This window comes from Parapedobacter sp., assembly GCF_053550995.1.
This window is the reverse complement of the sequence record NZ_JBMQOC010000012.1, coordinates 1-15,121: the sequence shown is the minus strand read 5'-3', so window position 1 is coordinate 15,121 and position 15,121 is coordinate 1. Positions and strand designations below refer to the sequence as shown.

The 15,121-nt window shown below is 50.6% G+C and carries 16 protein-coding genes and 1 pseudogene; 12 read left to right on the top strand and 5 right to left on the bottom strand.

Annotated elements, in window-relative coordinates; all coding sequences use genetic code 11:
* Window positions 1–49 precede the first annotated feature (49 nt).
* Window positions 50–1,489, top strand: coding sequence for a 7TM diverse intracellular signaling domain-containing protein (locus tag ACO1NT_RS01350; RefSeq protein WP_449046554.1), 1,440 nt, complete (start codon window positions 50–52; stop codon window positions 1,487–1,489).
* Window positions 1,490–1,523: 34 nt separating this feature from the next.
* On the opposite strand, the gene ACO1NT_RS01345 is transcribed toward ACO1NT_RS01350, so the two are convergent.
* From ACO1NT_RS01345 to ACO1NT_RS01330, 4 genes are read right to left on the bottom strand one after another with little or no spacing between them, the layout of a single operon-like run.
* Window positions 1,524–2,000: a hypothetical protein gene (locus tag ACO1NT_RS01345; protein WP_449046553.1), complete on the bottom strand. Its 477-nt coding sequence runs from the start codon at window positions 1,998–2,000 to the stop codon at window positions 1,524–1,526.
* A gap of 40 nt (window positions 2,001–2,040) precedes the next feature.
* Window positions 2,041–3,564, bottom strand: coding sequence for a hypothetical protein (locus tag ACO1NT_RS01340; RefSeq protein WP_449046552.1), 1,524 nt, complete (start codon window positions 3,562–3,564; stop codon window positions 2,041–2,043).
* Window positions 3,565–3,571: 7 nt separating this feature from the next.
* Entirely contained in the window at window positions 3,572–4,519 is a 948-nt protein-coding gene (locus tag ACO1NT_RS01335) for a FecR family protein (RefSeq protein ID WP_449046551.1), read from the bottom strand.
* A 1-nt stretch (window position 4,520) separates the two neighbouring features.
* Complete coding sequence (locus tag ACO1NT_RS01330) at window positions 4,521–5,075, bottom strand: RNA polymerase sigma-70 factor (RefSeq protein WP_449046550.1); 555 nt, start codon at window positions 5,073–5,075, stop codon at window positions 4,521–4,523.
* Window positions 5,076–5,231: 156 nt separating this feature from the next.
* On the opposite strand from ACO1NT_RS01330, the gene ACO1NT_RS01325 reads away from it, so the two are divergent.
* Entirely contained in the window at window positions 5,232–6,086 is an 855-nt protein-coding gene (locus tag ACO1NT_RS01325) for a transglutaminase-like domain-containing protein (protein WP_449046548.1), read from the top strand.
* 8 nt (window positions 6,087–6,094) lie between these two features.
* Here the strand turns inward: ACO1NT_RS01325 and ACO1NT_RS01320 are convergent, their stop codons facing one another.
* Window positions 6,095–7,174 carry a hypothetical protein gene (locus ACO1NT_RS01320; protein WP_449046547.1) on the bottom strand — a complete coding sequence of 360 codons (1,080 nt, stop codon included), beginning with the start codon at window positions 7,172–7,174 and terminating at the stop codon, window positions 6,095–6,097.
* A gap of 68 nt (window positions 7,175–7,242) precedes the next feature.
* On the opposite strand from ACO1NT_RS01320, the gene ACO1NT_RS01315 reads away from it, so the two are divergent.
* The 10 genes and pseudogenes from ACO1NT_RS01315 to ACO1NT_RS01270 all read left to right on the top strand — a co-directional run.
* Complete coding sequence (locus ACO1NT_RS01315) at window positions 7,243–7,896, top strand: epoxyqueuosine reductase QueH (protein WP_449046546.1); 654 nt, start codon at window positions 7,243–7,245, stop codon at window positions 7,894–7,896.
* Between the two features lie 75 nt (window positions 7,897–7,971).
* Complete coding sequence (locus ACO1NT_RS01310; RefSeq protein WP_449046545.1) at window positions 7,972–8,502, top strand: YceD family protein; 531 nt, start codon at window positions 7,972–7,974, stop codon at window positions 8,500–8,502.
* A 91-nt stretch (window positions 8,503–8,593) separates the two neighbouring features.
* Window positions 8,594–8,785 (top strand): 50S ribosomal protein L32, encoded by a 192-nt coding sequence (gene rpmF, locus ACO1NT_RS01305; protein WP_326328603.1) that lies wholly within the window; start codon window positions 8,594–8,596, stop codon window positions 8,783–8,785.
* 103 nt (window positions 8,786–8,888) lie between these two features.
* The gene (gene plsX / locus ACO1NT_RS01300; RefSeq protein WP_449046543.1) at window positions 8,889–9,827 is read left to right on the top strand and encodes a phosphate acyltransferase PlsX; all 939 of its coding nucleotides are present in this window, start codon (window positions 8,889–8,891) and stop codon (window positions 9,825–9,827) included.
* 8 nt (window positions 9,828–9,835) lie between these two features.
* Window positions 9,836–10,831, top strand: coding sequence for a beta-ketoacyl-ACP synthase III (locus tag ACO1NT_RS01295; protein ID WP_449046542.1), 996 nt, complete (start codon window positions 9,836–9,838; stop codon window positions 10,829–10,831).
* A 261-nt stretch (window positions 10,832–11,092) separates the two neighbouring features.
* Complete coding sequence (accB, locus tag ACO1NT_RS01290; RefSeq protein ID WP_449046540.1) at window positions 11,093–11,578, top strand: acetyl-CoA carboxylase biotin carboxyl carrier protein; 486 nt, start codon at window positions 11,093–11,095, stop codon at window positions 11,576–11,578.
* Window positions 11,579–11,629: 51 nt separating this feature from the next.
* The gene (gene accC, locus ACO1NT_RS01285) at window positions 11,630–12,970 is read left to right on the top strand and encodes an acetyl-CoA carboxylase biotin carboxylase subunit (protein WP_449046539.1); all 1,341 of its coding nucleotides are present in this window, start codon (window positions 11,630–11,632) and stop codon (window positions 12,968–12,970) included.
* A 130-nt stretch (window positions 12,971–13,100) separates the two neighbouring features.
* The gene (tatC, locus tag ACO1NT_RS01280) at window positions 13,101–14,003 is read left to right on the top strand and encodes a twin-arginine translocase subunit TatC (protein ID WP_449046538.1); all 903 of its coding nucleotides are present in this window, start codon (window positions 13,101–13,103) and stop codon (window positions 14,001–14,003) included.
* Between the two features lie 8 nt (window positions 14,004–14,011).
* Window positions 14,012–14,452 carry a ribose 5-phosphate isomerase B gene (gene rpiB, locus ACO1NT_RS01275; RefSeq protein ID WP_449046537.1) on the top strand — a complete coding sequence of 147 codons (441 nt, stop codon included), beginning with the start codon at window positions 14,012–14,014 and terminating at the stop codon, window positions 14,450–14,452.
* Window positions 14,453–14,534: 82 nt separating this feature from the next.
* Window positions 14,535–15,121 (top strand): annotated as a pseudogene (locus ACO1NT_RS01270) (M28 family peptidase); the annotation flags it as partial.

Genomic DNA, 15,121 nt, shown 5'->3' with positions numbered 1-15,121 from the left:
CTTATCTTATTTTTGCTCGGTCCAGCATAATAAAACCCACGGTCGCTTAATGATGAAAAGAATTATTTGCCTATCCCTCCTCACTTGTCTTTCCATACTCGCTTTGCCCATGTCTTTTGCGAACACCGAATTAACCGACGTTCCGGCCGCCGTCATGGACGAACTGCACCCCACAACAGCGGCCGACATCGGCACCTACGACATTCCGCACGTCCCCAAGGGATATACCTGGATGCAGGGTCACATCCCCACAGATTTGGTGGGCACACCTGTTGTCTTCCAGATTCCATCGCCCCGGATATACAATTACCATTTCTACGTTTTACAAGATGGTAAGCTTAAGGAAATTCCACGAAATACCGATAGCCGATCGAGGTATTTCAAAAGCCGGTTTCCGCAATATGCATGGATACCCAGCGATTCGACCTATTATATAGCCATTGGCCACCACCAGCCGCAGACCTTGCAGGTTGAAATCCAAGAACACGACCAATTTCTGAGCAGCGAATCGTTCCGGTTATTCCGTATTGGATTATATTATGGCTTGGCACTCATGTCTGTCGTCTTTAACCTTGTCTTTTACCTTGTTTTTAAAGATAAGCGTTTCATCACCTACTGTCTTTTGCTATTCACCACTTTCGTCTCCTTCTTTTATGAAGATGGCATGTTCTATTATTTCTCGGACGGACAGTGGACAATGGATTACCTAACGGTGTGGAACAGCAGTTTTACCGCTATCGTCGCGCTACTGTTCACCTATTATTTTCTGGGTCTGGAGGCTGTATTGCTACCGTACAGGAAATGGTTTTACATGGCCGCCTCCCTCCTGCTGTCGGGTGCTTTGGGTTACACCATAACGCAGCAAAACATACTCTTACATATCGTTGTGGTTACCTGTTTTCTTTTCGCGCTGACATGCCTCTTTTTAGCGGTAAGGCGGTTCAAACAAGATGTATACGCCCGCTTTTTAACGTTGGCCTTCTCGCTGGTCGTCTTCACCGGCATACTATACGTCCTTTATTCACGTCTAGATCCGTTAAAGTACACCTGGTTTGATATCAACACCTTCCGATTGGTTAGCGCATTGGAAATCATCAGTATCAGCTTCGCCATCATCTTCAAGGTAAAGGCATTACAACAAGAAAACGAACGGTACCGTGAGGAACTGAACAACTACCTGAAAGCATTGGAGGTCGACGCCGCCAATCCATGCGCACCGGAAAGCGGCTATCCCGCAGGTATGCCTTTGGTTGCCACAAAGGATGAATTGGCCGACGAGTTGCGCATAAACCACGACCTTACCGATCGGGAAACCGATGTGCTGCGCTGCATTTGGGATGGATTGACGAACAAGGAAATTTCGGAACGGCTATTCATCACGGTGAGCACAACAAAATACCACATTGGCAATTTATACATGAAGTTGGATGTGAAGAACCGAAACCAAGTGCAAGTTCTCGGAAAAGCGCAATGGGTGCGCACGCAATAGCGGGTTCATTACCATCAACGCATCGGGCCAATCATCAATACCTGATCTTAAAATCCTCCCGGGCTTGCCCGGAGTGGAAGAACACCAAACCCGCTCGGAATAAATCGATGGTTACCGTGACATCGGGCTTGGCCTTTATGGCTTGCCACAATGCTTTTGCTTTGGCAGTCCGATAGCACCCGGACACTACCAACACACTTGTGTGGCGGAGGTGCGGCCACAATGCCCTTAGTTCTGCAACGGGATCGCCCAATGCAACGCAGTCAATAAAGACAAAATCGAGGGGAGATACCGGCACCGACGCGTTATGTGTATATACCGTAGCCGGTTGGAACCGATCGATGAGCCGCCCCACTAACCGCTTTACCTTGTCTCGCGGCTCGCCCGGCACGCGCTTGGCGTAAACCACCTCATCTACCAGCCGATATACAAATGGTGAATGGGTACCATGACGTGAATGCGCCGACAAAAAATGCCCCAACTTATCAAGATAGTAACGCAGAAGACTCATGGATGCAAAAATAACATAAACTATCCATGTGCCCCGCTCGCTACCAACAGTAAGAGAGCCCCCCGTACAAGCCCACGCGCAACGCTTTCCCGCGGCCACCGTCGGCACTCCGATGGAGGTAGGTCATCGTCGGTCCCACCGCCATACCCCAATGGTCGCCCATACGGAGTCGCGGCAACAGCCGTAGCGACTGTCTTGACGTGCTGTTCTTTCGGAAGCCTGTCCGCATCACGTTAACTATTTCTGCATCCAGTCCGAACATGGGCGTCGTTACGAGATGCCCTCCCAGGCCGGTCTCCAATCCATACCGCTGCGGGCCACCATCAAATCCATAGCCGGCACCCACCAACCCATATAGTATCCGCCCGCCCGAGCGGAACGTCAATAGCGCCATATCCAGCCCACTGAACCCTAGCCCTATGCTCCGACTCCCGTTTTTCACCAGGTTGACCAAGCCGATCGGATAATCACTGCTATCGGCAACGTTGACCAAGCCAGCCAACTGGACACCCCGAACATCGGCCGCAACATTAAATATGCCCGATAACTGCATGCCGGTTACATCTCCCGAACGATTGCTCACACCTCCCACTTGAATACCCGACACTTCGCCGACCACGACATTGGATATGCCGGCTACCTGCACACCTTTTACTTGACCACCTACCAGGTTGAATAGGCCAGCGGTCTGAAAATAGCGGACATTCCGCTGGTTGAGGTTAAAGATCCCCCCCACTTCAACACCATTCACCCCTGCCGTGTGCCCGCCGATAATATTCAACGAAACCCGGTTGACGACTTGGCTATTGAATAACCCTTGCGAGCTTATCCTCGGCGTGAGGGATATTTGATAAGCATTGTATGCGAAGAAGCCATTGAGGTTAATCCGTTGTATCCGCTGCTTGGAGCTGGTAAAGAACCGCCCCAGTACCGTGCCTTCCAAGCCTTTACCATCAGTTTCCGGAAAGAACCAGTACCGTCGCGTCGTCGGTTTAGAACCGACTTCCACGGGCAGCAACAGCGCTACGGTGGTATCGCGGTAGTTTTCCTTGCTCACCGTGAGCCATATCGTTTCATTGGGCCGCCGAAACGACAGCCGGAAATCGCCCTCCGGCCCGGAGAGCGTGGAAACAAGCACATTACGTTCATAGATGCTGGCTTGGCTAATCACGGCGCCATTACCGGCGTCCCTTACCTGCCCCTCCACCACCAATGGCCTCCCCCGCCGTTGTTCAACACGGACCATGAGGTCTATCAGCCGGGGTGCATAGCGGATAATGATGTACCCCGGGCTTTCCTTGAATACATAGTCTTCTCCAAACAACCGCTCGAGAAAACCAACCAGCGTCCCACTATAACGGGGTATATTCACCTGTCTATCGGCGTCCACCGCGTCGCTGTTGTATGAAAAATAAAACGCTTGCCGCTTACCGATTGAGTCCAGCAAGTCGCCCACACGTTGGGCACCCGTATGGTCAATGGTGATTTCGCGGGCTAGGTAGGGTTGCGCCACGCAGGTAACCCCCATGAGCATCATACCGGCAACCATGAGACCATACCGCATCGCCGACCTAATTGAGTACGATTTGATCTCCTTGCCTCGTCGCGGTTACCCCCAAGGTCTCCGTGATGATATGCAGCGTCTCCTCCAACGTACCGTGATGCAGCGTCGTCGTCATCGGCAGGTCGCGGATCGTATGGTTTCCAAAGACGATTTTCACGTGGTAGGTTTCCTCCAGCATCCCGGCAATACGCCATAGCGGCGTATGATCGAGCACACCGATTACCCGGTGCTCTTCAAAGTGCTGTGTCGCTGTATTGATCGTCACCGCTTGCCGGGCTTCCAATTCTACCGCCTTATCGAGGCCGGCTACTTTAACCTTCCCCGATTCGACGGTAACCGTTGTTTCATCGCCGTTTCGTGCCACATGGAACGACGTACCCAGCACCGTCACGGTCACTTTGCCCGACTGGATCACAAACGGCTTTTCCGGGTCAGCCGCCACCTCGAAAAATACCGACCCACGACGGAGTTCGACCGCCCGCTTCTGCCGGAATAGCCCTTGGGAAAAACGCAATGATGCATACTTACTAAGCGTGATGACCGAACCATCCGCCAGTGTGTCGGTATTGACCGTACCTCCTGCCTCGTGTACCGCTCCCGAAAAACGATAACCGGTTTGGCCTGTCTCCATAAGGTAATAGCTTCCAAAAGCAGCCACCAATGCAATGGTTAGCACCGCCGCCATACGCAACCATCCCATCTTTCGGATGAACGATTTAACGGGTACTTGCGACGCTGTGATGGTATCCCTGCGCGCCACAAAACGTTCCCATGCCCCTTGCTCATCGACCCTGCTTTCCGCGGCGAGCGACCGGCTGGCACCCCAAATGAGCTGGAGTCGGGAATAATAGCGCCCATTATCGGGATGTGCCGCAATCCATTGGCGTACCGTCTTGGCCTCCAATTCGTTGGTCTCGTTCAGTAGGTATTTTGTTAACAATACATCATCCATCATATCATAGATTAGGCAATAAGATAATCAATAGTGGCAGGAAGTCTGCCAGCCTAAGCCGTAGCAGTTTCAGCGCCTTCCCCATATGGGCCTCCACGGTTTTCACCGAAATGCCCAACCTTTCGGCAATCTCGTGATACCGCAATTCTTCGAAACGGCTGAGTTGGAATACGGTACGGCACTTCTCGGGCAACCGCAGCAACGCGGCATGCAGGTGCCGCCTCAGCTCGCTGTCGGCTACCACTTCGTCAGCTTGTCGCTGCTGTTGTTCCGCCATCGCCTCCGCCATATATTTACGTTGCACTTTCTTATGCTTTAGGTAATTCAAACTTTCGTGGTACACCGATTTATAGAGGTATGCCCGCAATGAGGTGTGGATCGCCATCCGTTCCCGGTTTTCCCACAATTTCAAAAATACCGTCTGCACGATTTCCTCAGCCATCAGTTCATCCCGAAGCACCGTGTATGCATAGGCATGCAACGCTTTGAAATGATGTTTGAATGCCTCTTCAAAGGCTGTGTCCGGACCGGGATATACCACTGTTTCGCTTTTGGCCAAAGTTACTTCCATTTATGAACATGGACAACCTTACCGCAACATACCCCTAATATGGCCAAAGAAATTTCCACAATACCGGCAACACGGTATAAGAATCATGTCATATTCAACAAATTATATTGCATATCATCGCTATTATCGCTAAGTTTGTCTTAGATGAACGAGAAAGAAATAGATTCATTGATTAAACTGTTGGACGACCCGGATGCCGAGGTGTTCCAACATGTTGAACAGAAGCTGATCACAATGGGTCCCGAGGTAATCGACCGGCTGGAAACGGTATGGGGCCAATCATTCGATGTAATGCTGCAATCCCGCATCGAGAACCTTATCCACAAAATCCAGTTTGAAGATGTATTGCAAGAATTGGAATTATGGAAGCTGAGCGGCTCTTTCGATTTGCTCCAAGGGTTGATCATTGTCAACAAATACCAGTATCCGGATGTGGATGAACAAAAGATCATCAACCAGATCGAAGCCATAAAGCGCGATGCTTGGCTGGACATGATATACAGCATGAGCGCGGTTGAGAAAGTACGCCTCCTCAATAACATCCTATATAACGCACACGGCTTTTCGGGCAATACAAGCAACTACCACGATCCTCAAAACTCCTACGTGGGGCAGGTATTGGAAACACACAAGGGCAACCCAATCCTATTGGCCTGCATTTACAGCATCGTAGCCCAGAAATTGGACATCCCTATATATGGAGTCAATTTGCCGAAGCATTTCATTTTGGCATATACCGAAGACCATACACCCGTAGAGAGCAAAGACGGCATCCTGTTTTACATCAATGCGTTCAATAGGGGGCAGATATTCGGAAGGCATGATGTCGTGGCATTCCTCAAGCAGCTCAACCTCGCGCCCAATGACAATTTCGTATTGCCATGCAGCAATGTAGACATCATCACAAGGGTATTGCGCAACCTGACGACCTCATATTCGCAGGCCGGCAATGCAACAAAGACCGAGGAAATAAACCGGATGCTGGATCTATTGGCGTAGGCAATCGGCTATCGCGCTTCTGCTTCTCCCCGCACATCGAGGTAAATACCAAACGGACGGCGTATATTGGCAGGCACGTCTAATGAAACCTTTCCTTCGGGGGCAACATTTCCGTTTGCCGATAGCGGAAACCTTGAAATGGTACGTTCGTCACGGTCGGCAACGAAGATGGTACGTCTGCCGGCCTCTCCCCTGGGGTCTATGGCAACATCTACCGGCCCGGTTAACCCCGTTAACGCACCGCTGATGGTGCGGGTAGGTGAAACGGTGGACGATGGCTTTGCCAAATGGGCTTTGATGCCCTCGATGATATATACTTTGCCGCTAGCCGACCGATTTCCGTCTTGCACCATACCATAATCGGCCGCAACCAATAAATCCAAGGAGTCAACGAAAGCTATCCCCCGGATAGCATTGGCACCCTCGATACGTATGGTTGACAGCGCCTGGAAGTCAGGGGCAAGCGAATCGATTTGCGAAAGATGGCCATACAGCGCGACCCCGCCACTGTTTCCCCCCGAATTTGAAACCAGTAAACTGTCGTTCCAAAGCAATACACTCCAGGGCCGCATATCAGCATCTAACCGTAATACCCGGTCTGGATTGGTAAACCCATTGCGATTCATCGGTTGGTAGAAGCCGTAAATCGTTGTCGCACTTGCCACGTAAAGCAGTTGCGTGGGTTGATGGTACGCAATTCCGCGCATCTGTTTCAGCAATCCATTGCCAATGCTGCCCGAGTTACCCAAGGTACCGAGGTTACCTACATTCATTATGCGAATGGTCGTATCGTTATAGCCCGCCTGAAACAGTCGGCTGACGAACGGACTGAAATGGATACCGGCGCCCCCCATGGCTTCCGAATCGTGGTTCAATGCCACATACATCTCCGATGTGTCCGCAGGATCGATCAGTACGACGTTGTTGATATCATCCCTGGCGGCATCGTACTGATAATCCTCAATCGAGACATATAATCGGGCAATCGGCCGTTTGGGATACGCCGGTTCATCATCGTTGCGCATGCAACCGGCAATAGCCAGCAATGCCCCAAGTGCTATCCATCGAAAACCAAGCGATTTCTTCATCCAGCGGAGTTTTGTGCAAAGGTAAAGAAAATTCACTAATTTTGCCGTTCAACTAGCGTGGTTAGGAAATGGATAACAAGGGATTCAAACGTGAAAAATTGGAGTTGCCCGATGGCAACCACAAATTACTGCTGCACTCGTGCTGTGCTCCCTGCTCTGGCGAGGTGATGGAGGCATTGATTGCGTCAGACATCGACTTCACCATCTACTTTTACAACCCCAACATCCATCCGCGCAAAGAATACGACTTGCGTAAGGATGAAAACATCCGTTTTGCGGAGCAGCATGACATCCCCTTCGTCGACGCCGACTACGACGTGGACGACTGGTTTGCCCGTGCAAAAGGAATGGAGCATGAGCCGGAACGCGGTATCCGCTGCACCATGTGCTTTGACATGCGTTTCGAACGCACCGCACTGTATGCGCATGAAAATGGGTTTCCCGTAATCACCAGTTCGTTGGGTATTTCGCGTTGGAAGAATTTCGAGCAGATCAACGACTGCGGCATACGTGCCGCCAGCCATTATCCGGGCATCAAATATTGGACGTTCAATTGGCGCAAGAAAGGAGGCTCATCGCGCATGCTGGAAATCAGCAAGCGGGAGCAATTCTATATGCAAGAATATTGCGGATGCGCTTACTCCCTGCGGGATACTAACCATTGGCGCCTAGAGAACGGCCGCGAACGCATTGAAATAGGAAAGCATTATTACGGAGCGTAAAGGCGGTCTATTAACGACAAAAAACTTTCATATCTTATAATTTATATATACCTTTGCGGGCTCAATTGTGGGGTGGTGAATTATTTGAAGCAATACCGGATTCCCTTTACGGGGCTGAGCTTGGGCACGCACGACTTTGCGTTTGACATTGACAAAGCGTTCTTTGATTGCTACGATTATTCCATCGTAAAAGATGGCAACTTGAATGTCCGTGTAAAACTGGTCAAGCAGGAAACAATGATGATCCTGCAATTCCACATCACGGGTACATTGATGCTGGTGTGCGATGTGTGCTTGACCCCTTTCCCGGCGAAAACCGATGTCGAGGAAAGGCTCATTGTCAAATTCACGGATGAAGGAGCTGCCGAAACATCGGAAGAAATCATTGTGTTGGCCAGGCATGAGCACGAGTTGGATATCGCAGGGGTACTGTACGAATACATCAACTTAGCTGTGCCGCACTACATCAAGTGCAGCGAACAAGGCGACGGCCTTACCTGCGATGAAACCGTGTTGGCCAAGTTGGAAGACTTGACACCGGCACAAAAGGAAGAGAAGCAAGCGGATCCCCGTTGGGATGCGCTCAAGAAAATTAAATATAATTGATGGTTATCAATTCGTCGGTTTTGCCGAATCGGCAAAATTGACCAAGAAGGATTAACGAACAAGCAAATAAACAACATAAGTACTATACGAGATGGCACATCCAAAACGTAAGATCTCCAAATCGCGGAGAGACAAAAGAAGGACACATTATAAAGCAGAACGCCCCACCTTGGTAACCTGCAAGGAAACAGGTGCTGTACACCTACCCCACCGGGCATATTTGGTTGATGGCAACCTTTATTATAATGGTAAATTGATCGTCGAGAACACTGCTTCCGCCTAAATTGATCTTTCAAAAAAATCGAACATCCCATAACGCGTAACTGATTTTTTATGCGTTACTTTGGGGTGTTTTTGCGTATTATCGGATTCAGCGACAATAACGAATGAAGATTGGTTTAGATATATTGGGTGGCGATTTTGCCCCGGAAGCAACCGTACAGGGTGCTATTTTAGCTGCCAAACAGCTTTCGGAAGATCAAAAAATCGTACTCATAGGCGACCAAGATATTGCTAAGCAACACATCGAACAAGCAGGGGGAAATCCTGCTTTTTTTGAATACGTACATGCCCCCGATCAAATCGGCATGGGCGAACATCCCACCAAAGCCATTGCCCAAAAACCCAATTCGAGCATCAGCCGCGGGTTTCAACTGCTGAAAGAGGGCTCCATCGATTCCTTTGCTTCGGCCGGTAATACCGGTGCTATGCTGGTTGGGGCAGTATTGAGTGTCAAAACCGTGCCCGGTGTCATTCGCCCGGCCATCGCCACCAACGTGCCGAAAATCAAAAGTGGTTTCGGTATCCTCCTCGATGTGGGCGCCAATGCAGACTGCAAACCAGAAATGCTGCCGCAGTTCGGATTACTGGGCAGTCTTTTTTCCGAGCATGTGTATGGCATCGCAAATCCTACCGTTGGCTTGGTCAATATCGGCGAAGAAGAGGAAAAAGGGAATGCACTTACCCTGTCGGCTTATCCTCTCTTGAAAGAAAACAGCCACATCAATTTTGTCGGCAACGTAGAAGGTCGCGAGCTCTTTGACGAAAAAGCCGATGTGATGGTGTGCGATGGATTCGTTGGCAATATCGTGCTCAAACTAGCGGAGTCATTTTATGTGTTAACGCGGAAGAAAGGATTCAAGGATTCTTTTTTCGATCGTTTCAACTACGAGCAGTACGGTGGTAGTCCCATCCTCGGGGTCAATGCACCCGTCATCATCGGGCACGGCATCTCCAGCCCCGAAGCCATAAAAAACATGGTGCTGCTCTCTAAAAACATGATCGACTCCGACATCATTGAACGAATAAAACAGGCTTTCAATTAATTTGCTATATGTCAAAAATTCATGCTGCCGTAACGGCCGTACACGGGTACGTACCTGATTATATCCTTACCAACCAGGAACTCGAAACCATGGTTGATACGAACGACGAATGGATTACCACGCGTACGGGTATAAAGGAACGGCGTATCCTGAAAGGTGAAGGAAAGGCGACGTCCGACATGGCCGTGCCGGCGGTAAACGGCTTATTGGAAAAACGGGGCATCGGTGCCGAGGAAATCGACCTAATCATTTTTTGTACGGTAACGCCGGATATGCCCTTCCCCGCCACGGCCAACATCCTGGCCGATAAAGTGGGTGCCGTAAATGCCTGGGGCTTTGATTTGCAAGCGGCTTGTTCAGGCTTTATTTACGGACTTACCACCGGTGCACAGTTTATCGAAGCGGGCACGCACAAAAAAGTATTAGTGGTGGGTGGCGACAAAATGTCGTCTATCATCAATTATAAAGACCGCACCACCTGTATCATTTTCGGCGATGGCTGCGGTGCCGTTCTTCTCGAACCGAATGAAGAAGGTTTGGGCGTGATGGACTCCATCCTCAAGAGCGATGGGTCGGGCTGCCCGTATCTCAACATCAAGGCAGGCGGTTCTCTCCTACCCGCTTCACACGCCACGGTGGATGCCGACCTGCACTTTGCTTACCAAGAGGGCCGCACGGTCTTCAAATTTGCGGTGACCAACATGGCCGATGTAGCCGCTGAAATCATGGATCGCAATAACCTTACCGCCGATGATGTGGCCTGGCTGGTTCCCCATCAGGCCAACAAGCGCATCATCGATGCCACGGCAGACCGTATGGGACTGAGCGAAGAAAAGGTGATGGTCAACATCCAACGCTATGGAAACACGACTGCCGGCACCATCCCTCTCTGCCTTTGGGAATGGGAAAGCCAGCTGAAAAAAGGCGACAACCTCATACTTGCTGCCTTTGGCGGTGGGTTTACCTGGGGCTCCGTATACCTGAAATGGGCCTATGGCGATTAGCACGCAATAAATACCGATTTTATTTGTTATATAATAAATTAGCTAATATTTTTGATTCTTTATTTTAGGGCACCTTTAGAAACATAGCATCGTCATGAGAGCAAGCGAAGGATTCAAGAACAAGGCGGATGGAAAAATAGTCCAAAAGCGTAGCAGCGCTACGGTGCGGAATGATTTTTTCAGCCAACGCGGTAATTGAATGATGCAGCTGCTCGGAATAGATGGTGTGTTTATAATGGTGGCCATTAAACCTACTAAACAATGAGCATGGATATCAAACAGATTCAAGACCTGATTAAGTTTGTTGCTAAATCGGGGGTGAATGAAGTGGCTATTGAAGAGGAGGATTTCAAGATCACCATAAAAACGAACCAAGCCCCTACTTACGTTACGGCAACCGTACCTGCATCGGCACCGGCACCGCTACCCGCAGCAACACCGGCCCCCGCCGCTACGGCGCCCGAAGCGCCGAAACCAGCTGCACCCAAGGCGGAAGACACGTCGAACTACGTGACCATCAAGTCGCCTATGATCGGCACCTTCTACCGGTCGCCATCGCCAGACAAACCGGTATTTGTAAACGTTGGCGATGACATCAGTGCCGGCAAGGTCGTCTGCATCATTGAAGCCATGAAGCTTTTCAATGAAATCGAATCGGAAGTATCGGGCAAAATCGTTAAGATTTTGGTAGATGACGCCCAACCGGTAGAGTACGACCAGCCGTTATTTTTGGTTGAACCGAAATAATTTGTGCACCGCAAACGATGAACACATACTACCGAAGATAGCTAAGCATTCATGTTCAAAAAAATACTAATAGCAAACCGGGGGGAGATTGCTTTGCGCATCATCCGCACCTGCCGTGAAATGGGCATCAAAAGCGTAGCGGTATATTCCACTGCCGATCGCGACAGCCTGCATGTACGTTTTGCCGACGAGGCTGTATGCATCGGCCCTCCGCCAAGCAAAGATTCGTACCTCAATATACCCAACATCATTTCAGCTGCAGAGCTCACCAATGCCGATGCGATCCATCCGGGCTATGGTTTTCTCTCCGAAAACGCCCGTTTTTCATCTATCTGTAACCAATACGGCATCAAATTTATAGGTGCCACGGCCGAGCAGATCGAACAGATGGGTGATAAGGCTTCTGCCAAGGAAACCATGAAGAATGCGGGCGTACCCACCATCCCCGGATCGGACGGACTGGTAAGCGATGTGAAAGAAGGCATCGCGATAGCCAATGAAATCGGCTACCCGGTTATCCTCAAGGCCACTGCGGGTGGCGGCGGCCGGGGAATGCGCATCGTCTGGAAAGACGAAGAGTTTGAGCCGGCGTGGGATTCGGCACGCCAGGAGGCCGGGGCTGCTTTCGGCAACGATGGCATCTACCTCGAGAAATTCGTGGAAGATCCCCGCCACATCGAAATCCAGGTGGTGGGCGACCAATTCGGCACCGTATGCCACCTTTCCGAGCGCGATTGCTCCATCCAACGGCGCCACCAGAAACTCATCGAAGAGGCCCCTTCTCCGTTCATTACGCCCGAGCTCCGCCGGGCCATGGGCGAGGCAGCCATCAAAGGGGCCCAGGCGGTCAACTACGAGGGTGCGGGCACGATTGAGTTCCTTGTAGACAAGCACCGCAATTTCTATTTCATGGAAATGAATACCCGTATCCAGGTGGAACACCCCGTTACGGAAGAGGTCATCAACTTCGACCTCATCAAGGAGCAAATCAAGGTGGCAGCGGGTATCCCCATCTCGGGCAATAGTTATGAGCCCACGATGCATGCTATCGAGTGCCGTATCAATGCCGAAGACCCATTCCATGGCTTCCGGCCCTCTCCCGGCAAAATCACCAACTTCCACTCGCCGGGTGGCCATGGCGTGCGGGTAGATACCCACGCCTATTCAGGCTACGTCATCCCACCCAATTACGACTCCATGATCGCCAAGCTCATCTGCGTGGCGCAAACCCGCGAGGAGGCCATCTGTACCATGGAGCGCGCACTGAGTGAGTTTATCATCGAAGGGATCAAGACAACCATCCCGCTGCACTTGCGGTTGATGCGCGACCCAAATTTCAGGGCCGGCAACTTTACTACCAAGTTTATGGAGACCTTCGATCTGAGTGAATAAATAAATGTAACATCATCCCTTCAAAAATACCATTCTTATCAAATAGAATGGTATTTTTGCTTTTCATCACCGTAAATCTTTTTTATGATGATGGAGTTAACGCAACAACCCGTGCACGTTTCATAATAACATGAGCAAATTATCCGGCAAAAAACTCGTAGAGACCATTAAACAAAAAGGCAAGAACCTCGAAGCCGAGATGTCATTCTTTGACCACCTGGAAGTATTACGCTGGCACCTGATCCGGTCGGCCATTGCCATCATGGTCTTTATGATCGTCGCATTCTCGTTTTACGATTTCATTTTCGACGACATTATCATGGGGCCAAAGAACGCCGATTTCTGGACCTATCGATTGATGTGCCGAATCGCCGACTGGGTCAATGCGCCCGATTTCTGCGTGACGGAAGTACCCGGCACCATCATCAACACACAGATGGCAGGGCAGTTTATCCTCCAGATCAATTCATCATTGATTATCGCCGTGATGCTGGGCTTTCCCTACCTCTTGTATGAGGTATGGCTGTTCATCAAACCCGCACTGACCGATATCGAGCGGAAATCGGCCAGTGGCTTCGTTCTTTACGCCAGTCTCCTGTTCATCCTAGGGATCTTATTTGGTTACTACGTGGTCGTTCCGCTGGCCATGAACTTCTTGGCCAACTACTCCATTAGCGGCGACATCGCGAACACCATCACCGTGCAGAACTACCTTTCGTTCGTAGCCACGCTCACGTTGGGATGCGGTATTATCTTTGAGCTACCCATCATCATCTTCATCCTTTCGAAGCTGGGCATCATGACGCCGCAGTTCATGCGGAAATCGCGCCAATATGCCGTGGTGGTTATTTTGATAACAGCGGCCATCATCACGCCGACTCCCGACATCATTACGATGCTGACCGTTAGCTTCCCGATGTTTTTACTCTATGAGTTGAGTATTGTCGTCGCTTCGCGGGTGTATAAGAAACGGATGAAAGCTGAGGCCGAGTTTTACAACGAGGACGAAAAACAAGCGGAAGAAAAGAAATAGTATCCATCATGACGACACCACTCACCATCGCCATTGGCGGAGACCATGCCGGTTTTACCTACAAAACCGAGTTGATAGACTTCCTGACACAGGCGGGCTACACTGTCAAGGACTTTGGCGCCCATAGCACTGATTCGGTGGATTATCCCGACTTCGCCCATCCCGTGGCAGCGGCCGTGGAATGCGGTGAATTCGACCGGGGCATACTGATATGCGGCAGCGCCAACGGTGTGGCCATCACGGCCAATAAGCACCAGGGGATTCGTGCCGCCATCTGCTGGCAGGAAGAATTGGCGGCCTTGGCGCGGCAGCACAACAATGCCAATATGGTGTGTATCCCTGCCCGATTCATCGACGTGGAACTGGCGAAAGCTATCATCAACAAGTTTCTTACCACCGATTTTGAAGGCGGCAGGCATGCCAACCGTGTGAATAAAATGTCGTGTTAATGGTTAATTGTCAATGGTTTGTTGTCTATTGTTTAGTGTCTAATGTCTCATATCTGATGTCTCACATCTCATAAAAAACACCATGAAGCAATTATTATCGTTATTCCTCATCCCAGTCTTTTACGGATGCATTATGGCCCAAGACCCGGTGCAGCTGAAATATGCCGCCGAGATCACCCCTGAAACGGCCCGGGCACACCTCTCCATCCTCGCTTCGGCCGAATTCGAAGGCCGTGGTACCGGTGAACCGGGAGGTGAAAAAGCGGCGGAATACATCGCCAACGAGTTCAAACGGCTGGGGTTGGCCGGCCCGGTAGACGGTTCGTACTTCCAGTCCGTCAAATTGACGCGCACACAGTTCAGCGTCAGCGAATTTACGATCAACGGCAAGTCATTTACCAACGGCGAGGATTTTTATTTCGTGGGCGGCGGACCTGAAACCACCGTCAACACCAAAGATATTGTCTTCATCGGCTACGGCATTAGCGAGGCGGCGTATGACGACCTGGAGGGAATCGACATCGACGGCAAAGTCGTGTTGGTGATCAGCGAGGGCGAGCCCAAAGATGCCGCGGGGAACTCATTGATTACCGGTACCGATACCCCTTCGGAATGGGTAACCTCGCGCACCAAGCGCTTGCAAAACCTCACATCGAGAAACCCAAAACT

Coding starts and splice junctions, on each gene's coding strand:
- ACO1NT_RS01325 (WP_449046548.1), top strand. CDS start 5,232: ATGAACGAGAAAGAAATAGATTCATTGATTAAACTGTTGGACGACCCG.
- tatC (WP_449046538.1), top strand. CDS start 13,101: ATGAGCAAATTATCCGGCAAAAAACTCGTAGAGACCATTAAACAAAAA.
- ACO1NT_RS01315 (WP_449046546.1), top strand. CDS start 7,243: ATGGATAACAAGGGATTCAAACGTGAAAAATTGGAGTTGCCCGATGGC.
- ACO1NT_RS01350 (WP_449046554.1), top strand. CDS start 50: ATGATGAAAAGAATTATTTGCCTATCCCTCCTCACTTGTCTTTCCATA.
- ACO1NT_RS01320 (WP_449046547.1), bottom strand. CDS start 7,174: ATGAAGAAATCGCTTGGTTTTCGATGGATAGCACTTGGGGCATTGCTG.
- ACO1NT_RS01340 (WP_449046552.1), bottom strand. CDS start 3,564: ATGCGGTATGGTCTCATGGTTGCCGGTATGATGCTCATGGGGGTTACC.
- plsX (WP_449046543.1), top strand. CDS start 8,889: ATGAAGATTGGTTTAGATATATTGGGTGGCGATTTTGCCCCGGAAGCA.
- accB (WP_449046540.1), top strand. CDS start 11,093: ATGAGCATGGATATCAAACAGATTCAAGACCTGATTAAGTTTGTTGCT.
- ACO1NT_RS01335 (WP_449046551.1), bottom strand. CDS start 4,519: ATGATGGATGATGTATTGTTAACAAAATACCTACTGAACGAGACCAAC.
- ACO1NT_RS01295 (WP_449046542.1), top strand. CDS start 9,836: ATGTCAAAAATTCATGCTGCCGTAACGGCCGTACACGGGTACGTACCT.
- accC (WP_449046539.1), top strand. CDS start 11,630: ATGTTCAAAAAAATACTAATAGCAAACCGGGGGGAGATTGCTTTGCGC.
- rpiB (WP_449046537.1), top strand. CDS start 14,012: ATGACGACACCACTCACCATCGCCATTGGCGGAGACCATGCCGGTTTT.
- ACO1NT_RS01345 (WP_449046553.1), bottom strand. CDS start 2,000: ATGAGTCTTCTGCGTTACTATCTTGATAAGTTGGGGCATTTTTTGTCG.
- rpmF (WP_326328603.1), top strand. CDS start 8,594: ATGGCACATCCAAAACGTAAGATCTCCAAATCGCGGAGAGACAAAAGA.